Source organism: Amycolatopsis stemonae (assembly GCF_054781455.1).
On record NZ_BAAGUJ010000002.1, the window covers coordinates 566,321 to 589,166 of the forward strand.

Genomic DNA, 22,846 nt, shown 5'->3' on the forward strand with positions numbered 1-22,846 from the left:
ATCACGTGTGATTGGGGAGGCATCACGCGTGATTGAAGGGGCGACACGGCGAGGGGCCCTCCCGTGCGGGAGGGCCCTTCGCGGACCGCTAGTGCGTGACGGCTTTTTCGGCGCCCGCGCCGGTCAGCGCGCGGACCTCCATCTCCGCGTACTTCGCGTTGTTGCGTTCCTTCGACAGGACCGTGCCGAGCCAGCCGAGCAGGAACGCGGCCGGGATCGAGACCAGGCCCGGGTTGTCGAGCGGGAACCAGTGGAAGTCGACGCCCTGGATCATCGACGCGCTCTTGCCCGTCTTCGGGTCGACCGGCTTGCCGGAGACCGCCGGCGAGAACACGATCAGCACGATCGTGACGACCAGGCCGCCGTAGATCGACCACAGCGCGCCCTGGGTGTTGAACCGCTTCCAGAACAGCGAGTAGAGGATCGTCGGCAGGTTCGCCGACGCCGCCACCGCGAAGGCGAGCGCGACCAGGAACGCCACGTTCTGGGACTTCGCCAGGATGCCGCCCGCGATGGCCAGCGCCCCGATCACCAGCGCCGTGATCCGGGCGACCCGGACCTCGCCGCCGGTGGAGATCTGGCCCTTCTTGATCACGTTCGCGTACACGTCGTGCGCGAAGGACGCCGACGCCGTGATCGTCAGGCCCGCCACCACCGCGAGGATCGTCGCGAAGGCGACCGCGGAGATGAACCCGAGCAGCACCGGGCCACCGAGCTCCAAAGCCAGCAGGGGCGCGGCCGAGTTCGTCGTGCCCGGGGCCTTCGCGATCTTTTCCGGCCCGACGATCGCGCCCGCGCCGTAGCCGAGCACCAGCGTGAACAGGTAGAACACGCCGATCAGCACGATCGCCCAGACCACCGAGCGACGCGCGTCGCGCGCGGTCGGCACGGTGTAGAAGCGCATCAGGACGTGCGGCAGGCCCGCGGTGCCGAGGACGAGCGCGATGCCCAGCGACAGGAAGTCGAGCTTCGTCGTGCCCGTCTTGCCGTACTGCTTGCCCGGGTCGAGCAGCGCCGCGCCGCCCTTGCCGCCCTTGTCGACGGCGGCCTGGAACAGGTCGGACAGGCTGAAGCCGTACTTGCCGAGCACCCACAGCGTCATCGCGAACGCGCCGACGATCAGCAGCGCGGCCTTGATGATCTGCACCCAGGTGGTGCCCTTCATGCCGCCGATCAGCACGTACAGGATCATGATCACGCCGACGACGGCGATCACCAGGTCCTGGCCCGCCTCCCCGGAAATGCCGAGCAGCAGGTTGACCAGACCACCGGCGCCCGCCATCTGCGCGAGCAGGTAGAAGAACGAAACGGCCAGCGTCGAAATCGCGGCCGCCGCGCGCACCGGCGTCTGCTTCATGCGGAACGCCAGGACGTCGCCCATCGTGAACTTGCCGGTGTTGCGCAGCAGTTCCGCGACGAGCAGCAGCGCGACGAGCCACGCGACCAGGAAGCCGATCGAATAGAGGAAGCCGTCGTAGCCGTTGACGGCGATCGCGCCGGCGATGCCGAGGAACGACGCCGCCGAAAGGTAGTCGCCGGAAATCGCGATGCCGTTCTGCGGGCCGGTGAACGCGCGGCCGGCGGCGTAGTAGTCCGACGCCGTCTTCGTGTTGCGGCTGGCCCGGAACACGATCACCAGCGTGATCGCGACGAAGACCAGGAAGATGATGATGTTGAGGGTGGAGTTGCTGCCTTCCACGCCCGCGGCGAGGCTCATTTGCCGGGCTCCCCTTCGATCTGCGCGCGGATCTCGTCGGCGACCGGGTCGAGCTTCCGGTTGGCGTAGCGCACGTACAGCCCGGTGATGACGAACGTCGACACGAACTGCAGCAGGCCGAAGACCAGGCCGACGGTGATGTTGCCGAACAGCTTCGTGCTCATGAACCCGTGCGCGTAGTCGGCCAGGATGACGTACAGCAGGTACCAGAGCAGGAACAGCGCCGTCATCGGGAACACGAACACCCGCAATCGCCGGCGCAGGTTCGTGAATTCGGGACTCCCCTGGATCCTCTCCCAGTCGGTCTGCGGCTCCGCGCCACCGACGTCTTGTTCGGTGCTGCTCACAGCGGATCTCCACCTTCCCGTTCTCGTACTGGCCGTACTGTTTGAAGCCAACGGACCGTAAAGAGTTAACGGCGTAGTTGGTAAGCCCCCAATCGGGCGCTTGACGATCAGTAGAAAACCACCAGCAGATTCGCGAGCGATGTCCGTTTAGCAGACCGAAACTCACTCGATCAGGTAAGGAATTTCTGACGGACCGTCACTTCCGGTGGCGGCCTCGGCCGGCCATCCGCGTCTTTTCCTCGGCCTGCCCGAACCGCGCGACCGCCCGGTCCCGCATGAACCCGAGCGGGTCCGGCGCGTGCAGCCGCAACATGATGTCGTGGACGTGGTCCGGGCGCCCGTAGCCGGTCACCCGGCTGACCAGGTACGTCGTGACGAACGCGGCTGGCACGGTGATCAGGGCGGGCTGGGTGACGAACCACGGCGCCCAGCCGCCGGTGTAGCCGCTCACGATGTTGGTCACCAGCGCGGCCAGCACCAGGCCGCCGCCGACGAACATGCCGGCCAGCGCACCCGGCCAGGACAGCTTCCGCCACCAGATGCCGAGCACCAGCAACGGGCTGAACGTCGACGCGGCGAGCGCGAACGTCAGCCCGATCGACAGCGAGATGTCCTCGGGCCGCAGCGCGACCGCCAGCGCGATGGGCAGCAGCGCGACCAGCAGCGTCGCGACGCGGAAGTCGCGCACCCGCCCGGGCAGCAGGTCGGTCGACACCACCCCGGCGACGCTCACCAGCAGCCCGGACGTGCTGGAGAGGAACGCCGCGAACGCGCCGGCGGCGGTGACCGCGCCGAGGATCTGCCCGCCGACCCCCGGCAGCATCGCCGAGGGCAACCGCAGGATCGCCGCGTCCGTCTTGCCGGTGACCAGCAGCTCAGGGACGTACATCCGGGACAGCGCGCCCAGCAGCGTCGGGAACAGGTAGAACAGGCCGAGCAGCAGCAGGACGTGCACGGTGGTGCGGCGCGCGGCCTTGCCGTCGGGGTTGGTGTAGAAGCGGACCAGCACGTGCGGCAGGCCCATCGTGCCGAGGAACGTCGCGAACATCAGCGAGTACGTCTGCAGCAGGTCGGTGAGGCTGCCCGACGCCGGGTGCAGCCAGTTCGCGTTGTCGGCGCTCGCGTCGCTGACCACCGGGACGGGCGTGCCGGCCAGGAACTTCAGCTTCGTGCCTTCGGACACCTGGTGCGGCGCCAGCGGGGTCCAGTGCGTCGGCCCGGCCGCCGGACCGTTGTCGGTGCGGCCGTACGCGTAGAGGAAGGTGTCCGAAGTGACGTGCAGGGTGACGTCGGTCTGGACGTCCACTGTGGTGTCGCTGGTGAACACCGGCGGCGCGGCCGCGCCGAGCGGGCGGAAGCCGTCCGGGCCGCCGCCGGCGAAGAAGACCATGCACAGCACGAACGCGGGCACCGAGATCGCGAACAGCTTGAGCCAGTACTGGAAGGCCTGGACCACGGTGATCGCGCGCATGCCGCCGGCGATCACGTTGAACGCCACCACGACCATCACGGCGACCGCGCCGGCCCACACCGGCACCGGCAGGATCGTCGCGAGCGTCAGGCCGGCGCCCTGCAGCTGCGGGACCATGTAGAGGATCCCGATGAACACGACGAACGCCGTCGAGAACCGGCGCAGGCCCTTCGAGCCCAGCCGCATCTCGACGAAGTCGGGCAGCGTGTACGCGCCGGAGCGCCGCAGCGGTGCGGCGACGAAGAGCATCAGCGCGAGGTAGCCCGCGGTGAAGCCGATCGGGAACCAGAGGGCGTCGGCGCCGTCCTTGAGCACGATCCCGGCGATGCCGAGGAACGACGCCGCGGACAGGTACTCACCGGAGATCGCGGCGGCGTTGCGGCGCGACCGGACGGTGCGCCGGGCGACCAGGAAGTCGTGCGTGCTCGTGGCCGAACGCGAAGAGCGGTGACCGAGGAAGAACGTCACCACGGCGACCAGCACGATGCCGGTCAAGGCCCACGGGTTCAGCTGCACGGGGGAATCCTCGCACGACTCGGTGCGAAACTAGTTTTCGATCATGTCCACGAACGCGCGTTCGTTGCGCTCGGCCAGCCGGTTGTACCAGATGCCGACCCCGAACAGGAACGGGAACGGCAGCACGCCGAGGATCAGCCAGGCCACCGGGATGCCGAGCAGGCTCAGCCGGGAGAACCCCGGGACGACGTAGAACAGCACCGGCAGCGAGCCGAACACGACGACGACGAGCCCCGCGAGCAGCAGGGCCGTCCTCAGCTGCACCTTCACCAGGTGGTCCCGCACGAGCAGTTTTCCCCAGCTGGTCTGCTCTTCCAGCTCGACGCGGGCGCGCAGGGTGCCGGCGCCGCGGCGCGGGTCGGCGAGGATCACTCGCTCCCGCTTGGGTTTCGCGTGGTGCTCCGGCTTCGGCGGCGGCTCGGCGTCCGGGGCGGGCGGCAGCGACTCGACGACGGCGCGCTCGGTCGGCTGCGGCAGCGGCCGGCTGACCCGCCTGCCGAGCGTCGGGTCGGGTTCGCGCACACCGTTCGCGCGGCGGTCGTAGAAGTCGTCGGTCATCGCCGGTCCCGGCTCAGCCGTTCCGGCCCGAACCGACCAGCCGGTCCTTCAGCGCGCGGGTGTGCCGCCGGCTCACCGGCAGCACCTTCTCCTCGTTGCCGATCACGACCTGGTAGCCACCCTGGCCCATGCGCAGCTCGGTGATCAGCGGCAGCGCGACGAGGAACGACCGGTGGATCCGGACGAACCCGGCCTTCTCCCACCGCTCCTCGAGCTGGGCGAGCGGGATGCGGACCAGGTGGCTGCCTTCGGTGGTGAACAACCGTGCGTAGTCGCCCTGCGCTTCGACCCAGCGGACCGAGGAGCGCGGGATGAGCTTGGTGGTGCCGGCCAGCTCGACCGGGATGACCTCGTCGTCGTTCTTCACCGGCTCGCCGCCGAGGCCGCCCGGGGCGGGTGCCGCCGCCGAGGCCAGCTTCTCGATCACGCGGGAGATCGCGCGGTCGAGGCGATCCTGCTGGTAGGGCTTCAGCACGTAGTCCAGCGCGCCGAGGTCGAAGGCGTTGACCGCCTCCTCCGCGTGCCCGGTGACGAACACGAGCGCGGGCGACGGCCGGAGCGCGGCGAACACGCGCGACATCTCCATGCCGGACAGGCCGGGCATGTCGATGTCCGCGAAGACCGCGTCGACGATCGGCAGGCCGCGGTCCTTGCGTTCGCGTAGCCTCGGGTCGTCGGTGGACAGCAGGCGCAGTGCCTCGGACGCGTCGATGGCCGGGAACACCTTGGCCACGTGCGGGCTGTTGCGCAGGCAGTGGACGAGTTCGTCCAGACCTCGAGGCTCGTCGTCCACAGCCAGGACCACGAGCTTCCGGGTGTCATCGTGAGCACTCACAGTGAAACGCATCCTGCCCATTGCCGAGTGCAATGTCCAGCCCCCGTCCGCCTGATGTGGGGAGACCCGCGGCCGGGGCCGCGGGTCCCTAGTCTCAATGCACGAAGGTGAACCAGTTGAGGTTCACGAAGTCGGCGGGCTGGCCGCTCGTGAACGTCAGGTACACGTTGTGCACGCCGGTCACCGCGCCGATGTTCGCCGGGACGGTCCGCCAGCTCTGCCAGCCACCCGTGTTGCCCACGGCGAAGCTGCCGACGGGCGCGTTCGACCGGCTGTCCAGCCGCACCTCGACCAGCCCGGTCACGCCGGACGCCGCGCCGGACGCGACCCGCGCCTGGAAGTTCGTCGCCGCGCTGCCGCCGAAGTCGACGTTGGGGTAGAGGGCCCAGTCGCCGTTGGCCGCCCAGCCGACGTCCAGGCCGCCGCCGGTGTCGGACGTCGCCTCCGTGGCGAGCCCGGACTGCTGGCTGTACGACTCGGCCTGGATGGTGCTGTACGCGCTGGTCCCGCCGCCGGGCGGGGTGGTCGTCGGCGGCGTCGTGGTGCCGCCACCACCGCGCGTGGTCACCGTGACGTAGTCGACGACCATCGGGCGGCCCGGCACGATCCCCGGCCCCGGCGTGGTCGTGCCGGAGTTGTTGTTGGGGAACGCGCCGCCGATCGCGACGTTCAGCAGCACGAAGTAGCCCTGGTGCGTGGTCATGTTCGCCCAGGTCGTCGCGTCGACCTGGTTCTGGCTGACCGAGTGGAACTGCTGGCCGTCGACGAACCAGCGGAACACCTGCGGGCTGACGCTCGCGTCCCATTCGAAGCGGTAGGTGTGGAAGGCCGACTGGCAGCTGCTGCCGGGGCAGGCCCGGTTGGCGGGCAGACCGGTCGTCTCGTTGCACGGGCCGCCCGGGTTGACGCCGCAGTGGAGGACGCCCCAGACGGAGTTGATCCCGTTGACGTTCTCCATGATGTCGAACTCGCCGATGGCGGGCCAGTTCCAGTAGTTGCCGCGGTAGGGCCCGCCGAGGGCCCAGAACGCCGGCCAGTAGCCGAGCGCGGCCGCGCCGGTGACGTCCGGCATCTGGATCCGGCTCTCGATCCGCATGATCCCGCCCGCGGGCGGCTTGAAGTCCGTGCGCTGGGTTTCGATGCGGGCCGACGTCCAGTTGCCGGCACCGTCGCGCAACGGCGTGATGCGGAGGTTCCCGGCCCCGTCCTGGGCGAGGTTCGCCGTGCCGGCGGTGTAGTTCTGGATCTCGCCGGTGCCCCAGTTCGCGGGGCCACCGGGGTAGGCGTGGCCGGTGTCGATGATCCAGTTCGCGCCCGAGGGAAGGGTGCCGGAGCCGCCGGTGAAGTCGTCGGCGAACACGGTGGTCCAGCCCGAGTCGGGCGGCGGGATGGACGCGGCGGCGGGCAGGGTGAGCGGGATGGCGATGACCGCGGCGCCGAGCACCGCGCCGAGGGTGAGGAGTCTTCGGGAGAGGTGGGGCATCGGAACGACCTCCTTGTCGAGCCGGATTTGTTGCGGGTCACAACAAAGCCCGTCGACAAGGGGACCTGACGACTCGCGGTGATCGCCAGGCCCGTTACCCGACAAGAGTGATACAGGTCACAAAGTCTGCCCGGAAGTACTCAAACCGGACAGTCCCAGCAGAGCCGATCCGATCGCGACGACCGCGTCCTCGACACCCGGCAGCGTACGCAGGTGCGGCGTCCGCGCGACGTCGTTGACCACGGTGTGCGCCGCTTGGACGCGCACACGGGCGGCATCGGCGCCGAGGTCCGGGTGGACGTCGAGGAGCAGCCCGGCCCAGGCCTGGACGTACTCGCGCTGGGTGCGGCGCAGCTCGTGCCGCTGCGGTTCCGGCAGCAGGCCGACCTCGGTGATCAGCAGGTCGACGACGTCGTGGTGGGCCAGCGAGTAGGCGGCGTACGACCGCAGCAACGCGGGTAGCGATGCCGCCTTCAGGTCCTCGCCGAGTGCGTCGGCCCCGATGCGCAGGGCCGTCATCAGCAGTTCGGCCTTGCTCCCGAAGTGGTGGTAGACGCTCGGCCCGGCGATCCCGGCCGCCGCGCCGACCTCCTCGATGGCGACGCTGTCGAAGCCGCGCTCGGCGAACAGCCGGGTCGCGGTCGTCAGCAGCAGCTCACGCCGGTTCGCGGGCTCGGCGACCGGCTCGGCGGCGCGTTCGCCCAGGTCCGGCAGATCGACGGCGGTGACCGCCGTGGCCAGGGACGTCATCAGCTCGTCGTAGGCCGGGCGCGGCAGGTCGACGCGCTGGAAGGAGACGCTGACCAGCACCGCGAGCACCGCCCAGCCGAGCAGGTCGGCCTGGTCGTGGCTCAGCTCGCGACGCCCGTCGCGCAGCAGCCCGGCGAGCCACCGGGCCTGCCGCCGCAACGGTTCGCCGACGCGGCGGCGAACGCCGGGCTCGAGGTGGCGGGACTCGCGCTGCCACAGCACGCCGACGTCGCGCCGGTCGAGCGTGCCCGCCGCCAGACCGGCGAGGTCGGGGGCGGTGAGCGCGCTCAGTGCGTCCCGCACGACCTCGGCGAGCAGCTCCTGCTTGCCGCGGAAGTGCCGGTACAGCGCGGACGGCCCGATCGCGACGGCCTCGGCGATGTCGCCCATCGCGACGTGCGGGTAGCCGCGGCGGACGAACAGCCCGGCGGCGGCCGAGACGATCAGCGCGCGGCGGTTGCGCGGCCGGGTGCCGCGGGCGGGTGCGGACACTCAGTGGACCCCGCGGTCGCCGTCGGCCCAGTGCTGCTTCCGCAGTTCGCGTTTGAGGATCTTGCCCGCACCGGACATCGGGAGCGCGTCGGCGAACTCGACCGTGCGCGGCACCTTGTAGCCCGCGATCGCCTCGCGGCAGAAGTCGCGCAGCTCGTCGCCGGTCGCTTCGTGGCCGTCGAGCAGCACGACGACGGCGTGCACCCGCTCGCCCCACTTGTCGTCGGGCACGCCGATCACCGCGCACGCGGCCACGGCCGGGTGCTTGGCGAGGGCGTTCTCCACCTCGGCGGAGTACACGTTCTCGCCGCCGCTCACGATCATGTCCTTGATCCGGTCGACGACGAAGACGTAGCCGCGCTCGTCCATGTAACCGCCGTCGCCGGTGTGCATCCAGCCGCCGCGCAACGCCGTCGCCGTCTCCTCAGGCCGGTTCCAGTAGCCGAGCATGACGTGGTCGCCGCGGCAGACGATCTCGCCGACCGTGCCGCGCGGCACCTCGACGTCCTCGGGGTCGACGATCCGGACTTCGGCGTGCGGCGCGGCCCGGCCGGCGGCGCGGCGCAACGCGGGGTCGTCGTGGTCCTCGGTGGACAGCAGGGTCGCGACCGGCGACAGCTCGGTCATGCCGTACGCCTGCACGAACCCCGCGCCGGGGAACACCTTCCGGGCGCGCTCGAGCACCGCTTCGGAGATCGGCGAAGCGCCGTAGACGACGTGAGCCATCGACGTCAGGTCGTGGTTCGCGACGTCCGGGTGGTCGACGAGCAGCTGGATCATCGTCGGCACCAGCAGGGTGTCCGTGACGCCCTGGCCGCTGATCGCCTCGAGCACGCCGGGCGGGGTGAACATCGGGACGATCACGTGCGTCGAGCCGACGAGCTGCCCGGCCGCCCAGGCGGCGCCGTCGGCGAGGTGGAACATCGGCGCGGCGTGGAGCAGCTTCCCGCGCGCGGTCAGGAACCGGCCGGTGGCGAGGCTGCCCAGCGCGGAGGTCAGCAGGTTGCGGTGGCTGAGCATGACGCCCTTGGGCGTGCCGGTGGTGCCGCCGGTGTAGTAGACGCCGAGCAGGTCGTCGCCCCCGCGGCGCGCGTCCTCGACCGGCTCGGCGCCGGCGACGAGGTCCTCGTAGCCGAGCATCCCGTCCGGCGTCGCCGCCTCGCCGATGTGGACGACGGTGGTCAAGCCGGCTTCGAGCTTCGGCACCACCGGGGCGAAGGCGTCGTCGACGAGCAGCACGCGCGTGTCGGACTCGGTGAGCGAGTAGGCGATCTCCGCCGGGCTCCAGCGGATGTTGATCGGGTTGAGCACGGCGTTCGCCCACGGCGTGGCCAGCAGGTACTCGTGGTAGCGGTCGGAGTTGAGGGCGAGGATGCCGACGCGGTCACCGTCGCCGACACCGAGCTCCTTGAGCGCCCCGGCGAACCGGGCCACGCGATCCGCGCTCTCGGCGACGGTCCGGACACGGTCGCCGAACACGGTCAGCGGACGGTCCGGCCCCTGCTGCACGGCCTGGTGGAGGGTCTGCGTGAGGTACATCCGCCGCTCCTTTGCGGTCCGGTTTCCCTAGCGCCGGTTCACATAGCCTAGCGAAAATTCACTTAGGCGACCAGACCTCGGCGGCCGGAAGCCGTCGAGGGGAGGGATCAGAGACCGAAGCGGGACCAGGCCGCCTTCTGGGTCACCGCCTCCAGCACTGCCGATGCCGCGGCCGGGGCGCCGATGCCCAGGCGGGCCAGCAGGGCCTTCTTCGGCTCGGCCACCGAGATCTCCGCGTCCGGGTAGCGCTCGGTGACGATCTGGCGGAGGCTGCCGACTCCGTCGATCAGGCCGAGTTCGGCCGCCTTCGCGCCCAGCCAGACGTCGCCCGTGAAGAGGTCCTCCGTGTCCGTCAGGCGGTCGCCGCGGCGGTCCTTGACCCAGTTCACGAACAGCTCGTGGAGCTGGGCGTGCATCTTCTTCAGCCACTCGACGTCTTCGGGCTTCTCCGGCGAGAACGGGTCGAGGCGCGACTTGTTGGCGCCCGCCGTGTGCAGGCGGCGTTCGATGCCGAACCGCTCCAGCAGGCCGGTGAACCCGAAGCCGCCGCTGATCACGCCGATCGAGCCGACCATCGACGTGCGGTGCGCGTAGATCTCGTCGGCCGCGCAGGCCAGCCAGTAGCCGCCGGACGCGGCGACGTCCTCGCAGAAGGCCAGCACCGGGACGTTCTTCTCGTCGGCCAGCTGCCGGATCCGCTCCGCGACCAGGCCGGACTGCGTCGGCGCGCCGCCCGGCGAGTTGATCAGCAGGGCGACCGCCTTCAGCCGCTCGTGGCCGAAGGCGCGGGTCAGGGCCGATTCGACGGCGGCCAGGTTGATCGCGCCCCGGCCCAGCGGCGACGGCGACGGCGTGATCACCCCGTGCAGCTTCACCACGGCCACGACGTCTTTGCGCTCGACGCGGTCGGCGAGCACCGGGATCCGCGAAGCCAGCTTGTCGGTAACGCTCATACCGCCAGGCTAGCGGGATTCAGCCCATGGGGAGGATGCCGGAGCGTGAGCCGTTGACGCCGTTCACCTCGCTGCCGTTCAGCTGGGCCGGACCGCCCTGGGCCGGGACGTCCGCCTCGGCGTCGGCGCTGTAGTCCGGCATGTTCGGCCGGACGCCCGGGACGAACTTGGGCACCCGCAGCGTCACCTTCATGCCGGCGCCCGGCGCGGTCTCGACCATCACCGCGTAGTCGCTGCCGAAGACCTGCTGCATGCGCTGGCTGATGTTGCCGAGCCCGACGTGCGCGCCGGTGCTGTGCGCGTTCTTGACGTCCCGCAGCCGCCGCGGGTCCATCCCGATCCCGTCGTCCTCGACGCTGATCAGCGCCTCGGTGCCGTGGTCCTGCGCGATCACCGTGACGCAGCCGCCGCTGGGCTTGCTGGCCAGCCCGTGCTTGACCGCGTTCTCCACCAGCGGCTGGATGATCAGGAACGGCACGACGACGCTGAGCACCTCGGGCGCGATCTTCATACGCACCTCGAGCCGGCCGCCGAAGCGGGCGTTCTCGATGGTCAGGTAGCGGTCGATGTTGCGCAGCTCCTCGGCGAGCGAGGTGAACATGCCCGACGTCCGGAACGAGTAGCGCGTGAAGTCGGCGAAGTCCTGCAGCAGCTCTCGCGCCTCTTCGGGGTCCGTGCGGATCAGCGCCGAGATCGTGTTGAGCGCGTTGTAGACGAAGTGCGGCGAGATCTGCGCGCGCAGCGCCTTGATCTCGGCCTGCTGGAGCTGCTGCTTCGACTCGTCGAGCCGGGACAGCTCGAACTGCGTGCAGACGAACTGGGCGACCGCGTCGGCCATCTGCACCAGCCGGCCCCGGGTGCGGCCGACGACGATCAGCGCCGCCTCCGTCTCGCCCTCGACCAGCAGCGGCACGATGACGGCGGTCTTCATCCGGCAGGTGCCGCGGTGGTTGCACGGCATCCGGTCGTGCGCGACGACCTCGCGGCGGTGCTTGCGGATGGCCGCGCCGATCGCGTCGACGAGGTCGACGTAGTGCTCGTTCGCTTCGCCGTCCCAGGACAGCAGCGTGCCCTCGCTGTCGGTGATGCCGACGGCGACGCAGTCCAGCATCTGCAGCAGCTGGGTGGTGATCTTGTCGGCGGCGTCCTCGTCCAGGCCGGAACGGAGGTTCGGCGCGGCCTTCGACATCCGGTGGACGGCCTGCAGCATGGCGTCCTCCACCACGCTGGCCGGCTTGCGCTGTTTCACGAGCAGCACGATCACCACGATGCCGAGCAGCACCGCGACACCCCACGGAATGATCTGCGCAAGCGGAAACCCGGACACGGCGTCCATGCTCTGCGCTCGACCAACCGGGTGCAAGGCCTGTTCCCACTTTCTGTCCAACTGTGATGACCGAGGGTTGAGGCGACCCTACCGAGAGTCGGAACCAGGGCCTCACGGTCACTGTCCGCAACACGCGGCGGGGGCTCGCTGTTCCACCCGTTCCGACGAAAGCGGCAGGCAGACCACGATTTTCCCGCCGGCTGTCACGCGGTCGGCGACGCCCGGCGCAGCACGTGCGGCCGAACGGGCGAATCTGCTACTTGAGCAGCCGCGACATCCGGCGGTCGGCGAGTGGCTTGCCGCCCGTCTGGCAGGTCGGGCAGTACTGGAACGACTTGTCGGCGAAGGAGATCTCGCGGATCGTGTCGCCGCAGACCGGGCACGGGAGGCCGGTGCGCGCGTGGACCCGCAGACCCGAGCGCTTCTCCCCCTTCAGCCGCGCCGCCTTCTGGCCGACCGAGCGCTCGACGGCGTCGGACTCGATCTCGATGATCGCCTCGGCCAGGGTCTCGAGGGCGCCTTCGTCGAGCTTGCCGATCGTCGCGTACGGCGAGAGCTTCGCGCGGTGCATGATCTCGTCGGAGTAGGCGTTGCCGATGCCGGCGATCAGCGACTGGTCGGTCAGCGCCCACTTGAGCCGGGTGTTCTTGCCGGCGAACAGCTCCCGGAGCTGGGCGGCGTCCAGGGAGAGGGCGTCCGGGCCGAGGCGCGCGACGCTGGAAATCTCCTGCGGGTCCTTCACGATCCACACCGCGAGGCCCTTCTTCGTGCCCGCTTCGGTGAGGTCGAACCCGGGCCCCGTCGCGGACTCGAGGTGCACGCGCAGCGAGATCGGGCCCTTGCCCGGCTTCAGCGGCGCCGCGGCCAGGCCGTCGGACCAGCGCAGCCAGCCCGCGCGGGCCAGGTGGACGACCAGGTGCAGGTCACCGGCGACTACGTCCAGGTGCTTGCCGTACCGGGTCGCCGCGGTGATCTCCCGGCCGTGCAGGTCGGTCCACGGCGGGGTCGCGGTCTTCAAGACGCTCAGCGATGCGACGTCGATGCGGAAGATCGTCCGGCCGACGGCGTTCTCGCGCAGGTAGTGGGCCAGTGCTTCGACCTCGGGCAGCTCGGGCATGTCCCCAGTTTCACCCCTTCGGCCGCATTCCGGTACTCGCTATTCGACCGGGTGCAGCGGCCCGTCGAAGTCCGGCAGCGAGTGCCGCTGGATCGTCTTGGAGATCTTCTTGACCTCACCCTGCACGGTGAACATGCCGCGGATGGTGCCGACCCAGCGCTCGGACGGCCGGTCGCCGGTCAGGTCGCCCTCGGTCTCCGCGACCACCGTCCACGGCCGGCGCAGGATCCACCGCAGCGGGAAGAACAGCACCACGAGCAGCAGCGCCAGCAGCACCCACGCGGGGACGTTGACCTGGTCCGGCGTCCACACCACCAGGATCACGGCCAGCAGCGCGGTCACCACGATCATCGCGATCCCGGGGCCGTAGCTCCCGGCGACGTCGTGCTCGAAGTCGTCGGCCGTCGCCGGTGCGCGCCATTCCATCTGGGCACGGACCACCCAGTCGCGGCCGTCTTCGCCGCGTACCAGCCGGTTCATTCAGTTGCCTCCAGGGCCGCCCGCAGGGTGAGCAGCACAACGGTACCGTGCGCGGGCTCCGCCGCGCGAGGGAGGAATCGGACATCCCGCCCGGCGAAGTTGATCACCGCAGCTCAGGGTGCCGACGAGCCGGTCGAGGTCGAATCGGTCGATTCGCTCGAACCAGTGACTTCGGACGTGCTGCTCGGGCACGGTTTCCCGGACGTCGGCGTCACGGACGCGGACGGCTCGGTGGTCTCCGGATCGTCGCCCGTCGGCTCGGGCTTGCCGGGCGCGGTTGTCGTCGTGGTGGTCGGGCGGCCGGACGGCGACAGCTCCGGCGAATCGGCGCTCCCGGCCGTGCTCGACTCCGTCATCCGGGTGCTGGTCGTGTCCAGCCGCGGCGACGTCGACGAGTGGTCGGGCGTGCTGAAGGTCGTCGACGACAGGTCGTCACGCGGAGCCACCCCGCTCGTGCCGCCCGGGTCCGTCCCGGTCCCGGTGTCCCCGGCGGGACCACCGCCCGCGGGCAGGCCACCGGGCACCTCGTTCGCCGCCAGGTGCCGGGACTCGGCGCGCGGCCGGACCGACGCGACCGCGCCGGTGCCGCGGCCGTTCAGCACGCCGATGCCGATGCGCGGGTCCTGCTGCGGCTGCGGGGGCGGCTGGTGGTGCGTCTCCGACGGCGGCACGACGACCAGCTCGGGCGCCCCGCCGGTCAGGCCGACGTCCTGCGCCGGCGACGTCCCGAACAGCACCGGACCGGCCGCGACGCCGACGGCGCCCACGGCCGCGGTCGACGCCAGCGCGAGCCCGACCTTGACCTTGGAGCCGACCAGCACACCCTTGATCGTCGCGCCGAGCCCGGCCAGCAGCCCGCTGCCGCTCGCCGCCGCCCCGGCGGCCGGCACCAGCAGGACCAGCACCCCGGCGTGCGCCCGCAGCGACGAACAGACGTCGCGCAGCTCGTCCTGGGTCGCGCGGCACGACGAGCAGCCGTGCAGGTGCGCCTTGATCCGCTCCGCCTCGGCGCCGGTGACGCTGCCCGCGGTGAACCCGCCCAGCTTCTCGACGACCGCGCGGCACGAATCCGGCCCGCGGTTCACCGAAAGGTGTGCCTGCAAGTACGCCGCGCGGAGGCCCTGACGGGCACGCCGGGCCAGCGCGGCCGTCGCGTTCGCGCTCAACCCGAAGTGCGTCGCGACCATCGCGGGCTGCTCGCCCTCGACCTCGGTCTGCCACAACACCGTGCGCCAGCGCTCGGGCAGGCTCGTGAACGCGGTCGTGATCAGCGTGTGCTCGGCCGTGCGGGCGTGCGTGTCCGCCCCCGCCCCGGCGCGGAAGGTCAGCTCGTCGTCGGAAACCGGGACGTCCCGGCGGGCGCCGTGCCACTCCCAGGAGACGCGGCGGGCGACCGTGAGGAGGTAGGCGCGGACGTAGTCTCTCGGGCCCGAACCACGGCGCAGGGCCTGGAGCACGCGGAAGAACGTCTCCGCGGTGATGTCCTCGGCCTCGGACCGGTCGGCCGCCAGGCTCTGCGCGAGCCGGCGGACGGCGGCGGCGTGCAGCTCGAACAGCTCCCCGAACGCGGCGTCTTCGCCGTTTCGAAGTCGCTGCAGCAGTGCCTGCTCGTCGGATTCCGAGGCCGCTGGTGGCGGCACCGTGCCCAGCTCGGTCATCCGGCCCGGCACCTCCTCCCCGAAGGTCTCCCCATTCGGTCGAATGGGGACACCATACGGAGGGATCCAGCCGTCGTCACCCCTTGTACGCCAGCTGTGACACCGAAGCACCGGGTCAGGGCACTGCGGGACCCGCTCATCGGAGCGGTTTCGGGAGGGTATAGAGTGCTCTCAACAGCAAGGCAGTGCGGATGTAGCGCAGCTGGTAGCGCATCACCTTGCCAAGGTGAGGGTCGCGGGTTCGAATCCCGTCATCCGCTCGAGTGCGAGAGGGCTGTATCGGCAGAAAGCGCCGATGCAGCCCTCTCGCCATTTCACCCGGGGGCCCGAGCCCCCGGAACCCCCACGATGTTTCGGCCAGACATCGCGTGATCACCGTCACAGTCGATCTTCTTCCCGGGATCCCACCTGTTCGGGTGATGCTTGCTCACACTGCGGGGGTCTTGAAGGGATCGTGCTCGGCGAGGAGCTTGTCGAGGCGGGCCTGGTCGACGCGGGAGACCACCGAGGTCTCGTCCTGTCTGTCCCGGACGCACTTGGCGAGCGTGAACGTCGAGGTGACCAGGTAGAGCGCGCCGAGGGCGAGGAAACCGCGGATCCAGCCGTCGACCGGCAGGTACGCGATGCCGCCGATGACCGCCGCCATGGCCAGGCCGAACGAGAGCGCCGCCTGGATGTAGAAGGCCGTCGTGGTGGGGGACGTGGTTCCGGATTTGGTCATGTGACCACGGTCTCGTCCGGGCCGCCCGCGTGTCTTGAGCAGGACTACTCAGGCGCGGTTGCGATCGGGCTACAGCTCGTAGACGTCGAGGACCGTCGGCGCGACCGGCGTCAGGTGCGGGTCCTCGCGCTCGGTCACCTGGCCGCGGGCCATGCGGTAGACGCGGAACTCGTTGTCGTGCTCGGTGTCCTGGTCGTCCCACACGTGGAGCAGGCCGTACGAGCCCGCCGCCAGCTCACCGACCCTGGTGAAGAGGTCGAGGAGCTCGAGGCCGGGGCCACCGTGTTTGTCGAAGCCCGCGATGTGGAGCATCGGCATGCCTTCGCTCCACCTGAGGTCGATCAGGTCGAAGGCACCCGCGTCGCGGACCGCGCGGTGCACGCGGTCGACCAGGCGCTCCAGCAGGGCCGGGTCGTCGTCGCCGCTGCTGGTCGCCTGGATGGTCACCCAGCCGTGATACTCGAACACCCGCAGAACGGTAGCAAGAGATCAACCACGGGCTCAGCGGGCCAGCGCGGACGGCTTCCCGTCGCGGCGCAGGACGTTCGTCAGCACGCCTTCGCCGTGCTTCTCGAACGCCGGCACCAGCTTGTCGCCGAACACGCAGAGCGTGCGCTCCCACGGGTGGCCGAGCGTGCCGAACGAGAAGTCCGACGCCAGGAACAGGTGGTAGTCCGCACGCGGGAAGACCGGCACCGGCCAGCGCGCGCCCGGGGTCATCAGGTGCGGGCGGACGCGGTAGGACTGGTGCTGCCAGTGCAGCGCCCACAGCCAGTCGTCCGGGCCGCAGACCTCGCGGAACGCCGCCAGCGCGATCGCCGCGACCTGGTGCTCTTCGACGGCGTACGGGCCCAGGCGGAACTCGGCCGAGGCGCGGTCGAGGTCGCCGGGCGAGAGGTCCCAGGTCCGCGACGGCGCGGGCTCGCGGAAGCCCGGCCAGGCGTGGGCGTAGGTGCTCGGCCAGAACGCCAGCTTGTCGTAGACCCAGTACCAGGCCGGTTCGTCGGCGACGCGGGAGACAGCTTCCCAGGCAGCATTCACTGTTACGACCTCTGACTTGGCCGGGCACGGAAGAACACGCGAAAGCTTCGTGTTCGGCCTCCGGTTTGTCCAGTCCCGGTCAGCCCGGCGCGAACTGTGTCACTCGGACGGGTGGAGTCTGCCAGATGGTCACCACGCTGCTTCAGACGACGACGTAGCCCATCAGGAACTCCTTCGTCTTGCCCTCGCAGCCCGAGTCGAGGGAGTCGAAGTGGCTGGCGCCCGCGTTGCAGCGGTAGAGCGCCCGCGCGCCCGCCCAGGACGGCGGGTTCGCGTAGATGTGGCCCAGCAGGCCGAGCGACTGCTGGCCCTCGCACTTGCCGCTCTGGTCGGTCGAGGTGAACCAGTCCTCCTGGTCCTTCACCTTGCAGGCGAACAGCTTCCGCGTGCCCGGCTCGTCCGTCGCGACGAGCGAGCCGAAGACGCCTTCCTTCGTGAAGCCGTCCGGCGGGCCGATCTTCTTGGTGCCGCTGAAGTGGCCGCCGTCCGGGTGGTGGTAGCGGGTCAGCGGCACCTCGGCCGGGTGCGGCTTGTCCGCGGTGCTCGACGGCGGCGGCGCGGGCGCGGAACTCGCGCCCGGCAACGCGGGCGCGCTCGACGACGGCGTGGGCTTCTTGTGGCCGGGCGAGCTGGTCGTCGGCTTCGCGGAGGAGGTCGACGACGTCGGCGTGTGGCCCGGCGCGCCCGCGGCCACCGGAGTCGTCTTGTCCGGCTTCAGGAGGAAGATCGCGCCGAGCGCGGCGACGACGGCCACCGCGACCCCGGTCAGGACCAGCGGGAGCCGGCGCTTCCCGCGCGGCCGCTCCCAGTCCACTGTGGTCGGTGCCGGCTTGGCGACCTGCGCGGTCACCGGCTCGAAGACGACCGTCGGCAGCGCCGCCGGGTCGACGGCCTGCGTCGGCGAGTCGGTGATCGCGGTGCGCGCGGTTTCCAGCAGCCGCCGCACTCCCGGCGCGCCCAGCCGGTCCGAAGTGGACTGCGTGAGCAGCCCGCGGACGGCCTCGGCGAGCGGGCCGCGGCAGCGGTCCAGCACCGGCTGGTCGTACATAATCGCGTGCAGTGTCGCGGCCGTGGTGGTGCGCTGGAACGGCGCCCGGCCCTCGGCGGCGTGGAAGAGCGTCGCGCCCAGCGCCCACAGGTCCGACGCCGGCGCCGGCCCGGCCCCGGCGAACAGCTCGGGCGCCATGTACCCGGGCGACCCCATGACGCCGCCGGTCTGCGTCAGCGACGGGTCGTCCAGCGCCCGCGCGATGCCGAAGTCGGCGAGCTTCACGCGGTCGCCGGGCAGCACCATGATGTTGCTGGGCTTGACGTCCCGGTGCACGATGCCGGCCGCGTGCGCGGTCTCGAGCGCGCTGAGCACCTGCAGGCCGATGGCGGCGACGCGGTCGTTCGCCAGCGCCCCTTCGCGCCCGATGAGATCGGCGAGCGTCGGCGCGACCACCAGCTCCATCACGATGAACGTGGCGCCGTGTTCGCTGACGACGTCGTACACCGTGACGACGGCCGGGTCGTTGAGCCGGCCCGCCGTGCGCGCCTCGCGCATGACCCGCTCGAGGTTGGTGCCCGGCGGCGTGGCCAGCTCCTTCAGCGCGACCGGCCGCCCGAGCACCCGGTCTTCGGCGCGCCAGACGACGCCCATGCCGCCCCGGCCCAGCTCGGCCGAGATCGCGTACCGCCCCGCGACCAGTCTCATCGTCGTCCCCCTGACGCTCGGGGGCGATGCTAACGGGGAGGCGCCGGACCCGTCCGGCGCCTCCCCGGGCTCAGGCCGCGTCCCAGAGCGTCAGGAACGCCGAAGCCTCGGCGCGGGCCCAGGGCCGCAGCCGTTCGCGGTCACGGGCGGAGAGCCGGAACTCCTTGCTCCGGCGGACGTCGACGACCAGGGCGTGCCCGCCCGGCAGGACGTCCGGCATCGCCTGCTCCAGCACCCACAGCGCGAGCTGCGCGGAGTCCTTCGTCAACGGCTCCTCCTTGAAGTAGAGCCAGGTCGCGTACCGGCGGCCGTCGCTCTTGCGGAGCCCGAGCTGCGGGCTGACGCCGATCTCGAGGTCGCCGATGCGGCACCGGCCGCGGCCGACCTCGACCAGCCGCGGCGACCTGCGGCCGAGGTAGCGCAGCCAGCCCTCGGCTATCGCCGCGTAGTGCGGTTTCGTCCGTTCGTCGGCGGCGTTGACGAGGGCGCGCAACGCGACCTCGTCCTGCCCCGCCGCCCGCCCGGACCGCACGGCGCCGGCCGCCCGCCGGTAGTAGTTGAACGCGGCCCGCGCCGGGTCCTCGTACAGCCGGCGCTGCCGCCGGACGAACGACGACCGCGACGGCCCGGAACTCGCGCTGTAGCCCACGAACGTGGGCAGGGTGATGTAGGCCATGGCCCTGCCTTCCTCCATCACGCCACCCGCGAACGCGGACGGCATCTCCCCTGGACAACGCCCATTTTAGAACATATGTACGACAGTTTTCGGCGTCCGACGAGGTGACGGCGGCGAACGCGCGAGGTCAGGATCCGGCGAACCGGGGGTCGGCTATGGTTGACGGGTGTCGGTGCACTTGAGGGGCGGGGAGCCGGAGAAGCGGCTCAAGCCCCTCACGGTCCACGAAGCCTGGCTGCCGCGGGACCACTCGATGTACCGCCCGCGCCACGGGCGCCAGCAGGTCGCGCTGGTCTGTGCCGTCATCTTCTTCCTGGCCCCGGTGGTTTCGCTCGGCGTCTTCGGGCCGCCTTCGGAGTTCGAGAACCGCAAGCTGCACGACTTCCCGAGCCTGTCCGACGGCTGGGGCTTCTTCGGCGGGCTCGCCGACTGGGCCACCGACTGGCTGCCCGGCCGCCAGGCCGCCGTCCAGGCCGAAGACGGGATCAGCCGCGGACTGTTCGGCGAGCCGCCGGCGCTCGGCGCGAAACCCGCCGCTCCCGGGGTCGGCCCGGTGCCGAGCCAGCCGCCGCCCCCGCGCCCGGACACCGGCCAGCTGCAGGGCCAGACCAACAGCAACTACCCGCCGGTCGTCGAAGGCCGCGACGGCTGGCTGTTCCTCGGCAACGACCTGTACGCCAAGTGCAACCCGATCGTCCCGCCCGCCACCGTGATGAACGAGCTGCTCGGGTTCCGCAAGGTGGTCGAGGCGTCCGGGCGGCGGCTGGTGCTCATCGTGCCGCCGGACAAGTCGGACCTCTTCCCGCAGTACCTGCCGGACCAGTACGCCGGCAAGGACTGCGCCCCGGTCGCGGCCCGCACGATGTGGCAGCGGCTCCACGACGACGTCGGCTACCTCGACCTGCGCGGGCCGCTGCTCGGCGAGTCGCAGCGCCAGGGGTCGCCGATCTACTTCAAGCAGGACACGCACTGGCAGTTCCACGGCGGGCTCACCATGGTCCGGGCGCTGGCCGAGGACCTGCGTCCCGGCGTGACCCGCACCTGGACGACCGCGCCGAAGGAGAAGTTCGACAAGCAGACGGACCTGCCGCCGCTGATCGGCCGCACCGGCAGCGAGCCCGCCGAGCTGGAGAGCCTGGCCCCGGACGGCGGCGCCGACCGCACCCGCACCTTCTTCGGCCAGCCGAACACCGTGCCCATCGAGCTGCACGGCCCGGCGGTCCCCGGCACGATCTCCGACAAGGTCGCGATGATCGGGGACTCGTTCACCGGCTTCGCCAACATGTACCTCGCGGCCGCGTTCACCGACATGACCATCATGCACTCCGACTACGTCTCGCAGGACACGGCGGCGGCTGCGGCGAAGCTCGCCGACAGCGACGTCGTCGTCCTCGAAATCGCGGAACGCAACCTCATCGGCGGGCAAAGCCCTATCCTGGCCCCGGCCGTGGTGAAGACGCTGAGCGAGCAGCTCGCGAAACACCCCCGGCAGTGAGCGCGCACCAGCGCATGGACGAAGGAATCGGATGATCGTGCGGGAGCTGCCGTGGCTCGCCGGCGTGGACGCCGGCAGTGCCTCGATCACCGCCGGCCGGGTCGCCGTCGGCGGCTGGCTGGTCTCCCCGAGCGGGCCGGACGGCAGCACCGTCCGGCTCGGCGGGCAGATCGCCCGGGTGCACTGGGAGCAGGGCACGAAGGCCGTCCCCGGGGTGCCCGGGGACTGGCCCACCTGGGCCTGGCGGGCCGAGGTCGAGGTCGACCGGCCGACCGGGGTCGAGGCGACGGTCACCGCGCCCGACGGCACCGAGCTCAGCCGCGTCGCGGTCTGGCCGGAGAGCACCTACCGGATGCCGACGCCGCTGGGCGAGATCGACTTCCCGGCCGCGGACGCCGAGCTGGCCGGCGACCTGGTCGTCGTCTCGGGGTGGCTGCTCCTCGACGGCCGGCTGCCCAGCCGGATCGAGGTCGAGGTCGACGGCGCCGCACCGCAGCGCGCGCGGCTGATGCTGCCGCGGCCGGACGTCACGCGGAACCTGCCGGGCCACGTCCGGCAGGCCGGGCTGAGCGGGTACGAAGCCCGCATCCCCCTGCCGCTGGCCCCCGGCGACCGGCGGAAGGTGAGCCTGCGGGTCCGGGCCTGGACCCGGGACGGGCGCGAGTGGACCTCGCCGGTCCGGTACGCGACGTTGCGCCGGCGGACGGCGGACCGGCGCGACGCCGAAGCCGCGGCGCGCGCGTCGGCGTTCACCGAAGAGCTGCTCGGCCGCGTGAAGGCGGCCGTGGACACCGACCACGTCCTGGTCGTCACGCACAGCCTGCGCGTCGGCGGCGGCCAGTTCTGGCTCAGCGAGCTGCTGCGCCACCTGGCGGGCCCGCACGGCCACAAGGTCACGCTGGTTTCCCCCGAAGACGGGCCGCTGCGCGCGGAGCTGGAGGACCTCGGCGTCACCGTGCACGTCACCGGCCACCACCGCGTCCAGGACTCGACGCAGTACGCCGCCTACGTCGGCGAGCTGGCGATGCTGGCCACCGCCTCCGGTGCCGGCGTGGTGCTGGTGAACACGCTCGGCATGTTCGCCGGCGTCGACGCGGCGAAGCGCGCTGGGCTGCCGGTGGCCTGGGTCATCCACGAAAGCTTCAGCCTGGAGGACTTCGCGTACCTGAACTGGGGCATGGACGGCCTCGACCCGCTGGTGCGCGAACGCTGGGAGCAGTGCCTGGCGGACGCCGACACGCTCCTGTTCGTCGCCGACGCCACGCGCGAGATGTTCCTGCCCTGGTCGCGGCCGCGGCGGTGCGTCACGGTCCGCTACGGCATCGACCTCGTCCCGGTCCGGGAGGCGCAGTACGCCACCAAGGAAGCGGTCCGGCGCGAGCTCGGCCTGCCGGAGTCGGCGACCGTGCTGCTCAACATCGGCGTCAGCGAGCCGCGCAAGGGCCAGGCGCCGCTGCTGCTGGCCTTCGAGCAGATCCGGGTGACGCACCCGGACGCGCACCTGGTGATCGTCGGCACGCACGAGTCGCCGTACTGCGACGCGTTGCAGGACTACGTCGAGGCGGCCGGGCTGGGCGGCTCGGTCAGCCTCGTGCCGATCTGCCGCGACCCGCGGCAGTGGCTGCGCGCGGCGGACCTGTTCGTCAACAGCTCCGACATCGAGTCGCTGCCCCGCTCGATCCTCGAGGCGATGGCGTTCGGCGTGCCGGTGGTGGCGGCCGACGTCTTCGGCACCCGAGAGATCATCAGCGACAGCGAAAGCGGCTGGCTGTTCCTGCCCAACGACCTCGGCGCGCTGACCGTCGGCCTGCTGCGAGCGCTGGACACCCCGCCGGAAGCCCGCGAGCGGATCGCCGAGCGGGCCCGGGCCGGCGTCGGCGCCTTCCTGGACTCCACGCACTACGGGCAGGAGTTCTCCACCATCCTGAAGAGCCTCGCGCGAGGCACCGGTACCGAGGAACGGGAAGCATGAGC

At 71.1% G+C, this 22,846-nt stretch carries 19 protein-coding genes, 1 tRNA gene and 1 pseudogene; 3 read left to right on the plus strand and 18 right to left on the minus strand.

The annotated features are described in order from the left end of the window. Nucleotides 1-88: 88 nt before the first annotated feature. The 13 genes and pseudogenes from ACYVLJ_RS08915 to ACYVLJ_RS08975 form a co-directional block, all read right to left on the minus strand. Nucleotides 89-1,717: a solute symporter family protein gene (locus ACYVLJ_RS08915; RefSeq protein ID WP_451971167.1), complete on the minus strand. Its 1,629-nt coding sequence runs from the start codon at nucleotides 1,715-1,717 to the stop codon at nucleotides 89-91. Continuing rightward, nucleotides 1,714-2,064 (minus strand): DUF485 domain-containing protein, encoded by a 351-nt coding sequence (locus ACYVLJ_RS08920; RefSeq protein WP_451971164.1) that lies wholly within the window; start codon nucleotides 2,062-2,064, stop codon nucleotides 1,714-1,716. Before ACYVLJ_RS08920 ends, ACYVLJ_RS08915 begins: the two co-directional genes overlap by 4 nt. Nucleotides 2,065-2,260: 196 nt before the next feature. Then, nucleotides 2,261-4,051 carry a sodium/solute symporter gene (locus ACYVLJ_RS08925; RefSeq protein WP_451971161.1) on the minus strand — a complete coding sequence of 597 codons (1,791 nt, stop codon included), beginning with the start codon at nucleotides 4,049-4,051 and terminating at the stop codon, nucleotides 2,261-2,263. Between the two features lie 30 nt (nucleotides 4,052-4,081). After that, a complete protein-coding gene (locus tag ACYVLJ_RS08930) occupies nucleotides 4,082-4,609 on the minus strand; it encodes a hypothetical protein (RefSeq protein ID WP_451971158.1) in 528 nt (175 codons plus the stop codon). Nucleotides 4,610-4,622: 13 nt separating this feature from the next. After that, on the minus strand, nucleotides 4,623-5,456 hold the full coding sequence (locus ACYVLJ_RS08935) for a LytR/AlgR family response regulator transcription factor (protein ID WP_451971155.1): 834 nt from the start codon (nucleotides 5,454-5,456) through the stop codon (nucleotides 4,623-4,625). A gap of 82 nt (nucleotides 5,457-5,538) precedes the next feature. Further along, entirely contained in the window at nucleotides 5,539-6,927 is a 1,389-nt protein-coding gene (locus tag ACYVLJ_RS08940; protein WP_460438307.1) for a glycoside hydrolase family 16 protein, read from the minus strand. Nucleotides 6,928-7,044: 117 nt separating this feature from the next. Continuing rightward, complete coding sequence (locus ACYVLJ_RS08945; RefSeq protein WP_460438308.1) at nucleotides 7,045-8,169, minus strand: TetR/AcrR family transcriptional regulator; 1,125 nt, start codon at nucleotides 8,167-8,169, stop codon at nucleotides 7,045-7,047. Beyond that, nucleotides 8,170-9,711, minus strand: a pseudogene (locus tag ACYVLJ_RS08950) (long-chain-fatty-acid--CoA ligase); the annotation flags it as partial. A gap of 104 nt (nucleotides 9,712-9,815) precedes the next feature. Then, nucleotides 9,816-10,661 (minus strand): S49 family peptidase, encoded by an 846-nt coding sequence (locus ACYVLJ_RS08955; protein WP_460438309.1) that lies wholly within the window; start codon nucleotides 10,659-10,661, stop codon nucleotides 9,816-9,818. Nucleotides 10,662-10,680: 19 nt separating this feature from the next. Beyond that, a complete protein-coding gene (locus tag ACYVLJ_RS08960; protein ID WP_451971143.1) occupies nucleotides 10,681-11,997 on the minus strand; it encodes a sensor histidine kinase in 1,317 nt (438 codons plus the stop codon). A gap of 247 nt (nucleotides 11,998-12,244) precedes the next feature. After that, nucleotides 12,245-13,105 (minus strand): Fpg/Nei family DNA glycosylase, encoded by an 861-nt coding sequence (locus tag ACYVLJ_RS08965; protein WP_451971140.1) that lies wholly within the window; start codon nucleotides 13,103-13,105, stop codon nucleotides 12,245-12,247. Nucleotides 13,106-13,144: 39 nt separating this feature from the next. Then, nucleotides 13,145-13,585: a DUF983 domain-containing protein gene (locus ACYVLJ_RS08970; protein ID WP_451971137.1), complete on the minus strand. Its 441-nt coding sequence runs from the start codon at nucleotides 13,583-13,585 to the stop codon at nucleotides 13,145-13,147. 113 nt (nucleotides 13,586-13,698) lie between these two features. After that, nucleotides 13,699-15,243, minus strand: coding sequence for a sigma-70 family RNA polymerase sigma factor (locus ACYVLJ_RS08975; protein WP_460438310.1), 1,545 nt, complete (start codon nucleotides 15,241-15,243; stop codon nucleotides 13,699-13,701). Between the two features lie 187 nt (nucleotides 15,244-15,430). Here ACYVLJ_RS08975 and ACYVLJ_RS08980 point away from each other — a divergent pair. Then, nucleotides 15,431-15,503 (plus strand) — tRNA-Gly (locus ACYVLJ_RS08980). 167 nt (nucleotides 15,504-15,670) lie between these two features. On the opposite strand, the gene ACYVLJ_RS08985 is transcribed toward ACYVLJ_RS08980, so the two are convergent. The 5 genes from ACYVLJ_RS08985 to ACYVLJ_RS09005 form a co-directional block, all read right to left on the minus strand. Then, on the minus strand, nucleotides 15,671-15,964 hold the full coding sequence (locus ACYVLJ_RS08985) for a YiaA/YiaB family inner membrane protein (protein WP_451971131.1): 294 nt from the start codon (nucleotides 15,962-15,964) through the stop codon (nucleotides 15,671-15,673). A 69-nt stretch (nucleotides 15,965-16,033) separates the two neighbouring features. Beyond that, entirely contained in the window at nucleotides 16,034-16,432 is a 399-nt protein-coding gene (locus ACYVLJ_RS08990) for an Imm7 family immunity protein (protein ID WP_460438311.1), read from the minus strand. Between the two features lie 33 nt (nucleotides 16,433-16,465). Continuing rightward, nucleotides 16,466-17,005, minus strand: coding sequence for a DUF2716 domain-containing protein (locus ACYVLJ_RS08995; protein ID WP_451971127.1), 540 nt, complete (start codon nucleotides 17,003-17,005; stop codon nucleotides 16,466-16,468). A gap of 142 nt (nucleotides 17,006-17,147) precedes the next feature. Continuing rightward, entirely contained in the window at nucleotides 17,148-18,701 is a 1,554-nt protein-coding gene (locus ACYVLJ_RS09000; protein ID WP_460438312.1) for a serine/threonine-protein kinase, read from the minus strand. 70 nt (nucleotides 18,702-18,771) lie between these two features. After that, entirely contained in the window at nucleotides 18,772-19,395 is a 624-nt protein-coding gene (locus ACYVLJ_RS09005) for a hypothetical protein (RefSeq protein ID WP_460438313.1), read from the minus strand. Between the two features lie 148 nt (nucleotides 19,396-19,543). On the opposite strand from ACYVLJ_RS09005, the gene ACYVLJ_RS09010 reads away from it, so the two are divergent. Together ACYVLJ_RS09010 and ACYVLJ_RS09015 are read left to right on the plus strand one after the other, a co-directional pair. Further along, nucleotides 19,544-20,872 (plus strand): alginate O-acetyltransferase AlgX-related protein, encoded by a 1,329-nt coding sequence (locus tag ACYVLJ_RS09010; protein ID WP_460438314.1) that lies wholly within the window; start codon nucleotides 19,544-19,546, stop codon nucleotides 20,870-20,872. Between the two features lie 31 nt (nucleotides 20,873-20,903). Further along, nucleotides 20,904-22,844, plus strand: coding sequence for a glycosyltransferase family 4 protein (locus tag ACYVLJ_RS09015; RefSeq protein ID WP_460438315.1), 1,941 nt, complete (start codon nucleotides 20,904-20,906; stop codon nucleotides 22,842-22,844). Nucleotides 22,845-22,846 lie beyond the last annotated feature (2 nt).

Coding starts and splice junctions, on each gene's coding strand:
- ACYVLJ_RS08960 (WP_451971143.1), bottom strand. CDS start 11,997: ATGGACGCCGTGTCCGGGTTTCCGCTTGCGCAGATCATTCCGTGGGGT.
- ACYVLJ_RS08955 (WP_460438309.1), bottom strand. CDS start 10,661: ATGAGCGTTACCGACAAGCTGGCTTCGCGGATCCCGGTGCTCGCCGAC.
- ACYVLJ_RS08965 (WP_451971140.1), bottom strand. CDS start 13,105: ATGCCCGAGCTGCCCGAGGTCGAAGCACTGGCCCACTACCTGCGCGAG.
- ACYVLJ_RS08970 (WP_451971137.1), bottom strand. CDS start 13,585: ATGAACCGGCTGGTACGCGGCGAAGACGGCCGCGACTGGGTGGTCCGT.
- ACYVLJ_RS09005 (WP_460438313.1), bottom strand. CDS start 19,395: ATGGAGGAAGGCAGGGCCATGGCCTACATCACCCTGCCCACGTTCGTG.
- ACYVLJ_RS08935 (WP_451971155.1), bottom strand. CDS start 5,456: ATGCGTTTCACTGTGAGTGCTCACGATGACACCCGGAAGCTCGTGGTC.
- ACYVLJ_RS08915 (WP_451971167.1), bottom strand. CDS start 1,717: ATGAGCCTCGCCGCGGGCGTGGAAGGCAGCAACTCCACCCTCAACATC.
- ACYVLJ_RS09000 (WP_460438312.1), bottom strand. CDS start 18,701: ATGAGACTGGTCGCGGGGCGGTACGCGATCTCGGCCGAGCTGGGCCGG.
- ACYVLJ_RS08975 (WP_460438310.1), bottom strand. CDS start 15,243: ATGACCGAGCTGGGCACGGTGCCGCCACCAGCGGCCTCGGAATCCGAC.
- ACYVLJ_RS08985 (WP_451971131.1), bottom strand. CDS start 15,964: ATGACCAAATCCGGAACCACGTCCCCCACCACGACGGCCTTCTACATC.
- ACYVLJ_RS08940 (WP_460438307.1), bottom strand. CDS start 6,927: ATGCCCCACCTCTCCCGAAGACTCCTCACCCTCGGCGCGGTGCTCGGC.
- ACYVLJ_RS09015 (WP_460438315.1), top strand. CDS start 20,904: ATGATCGTGCGGGAGCTGCCGTGGCTCGCCGGCGTGGACGCCGGCAGT.
- ACYVLJ_RS08930 (WP_451971158.1), bottom strand. CDS start 4,609: ATGACCGACGACTTCTACGACCGCCGCGCGAACGGTGTGCGCGAACCC.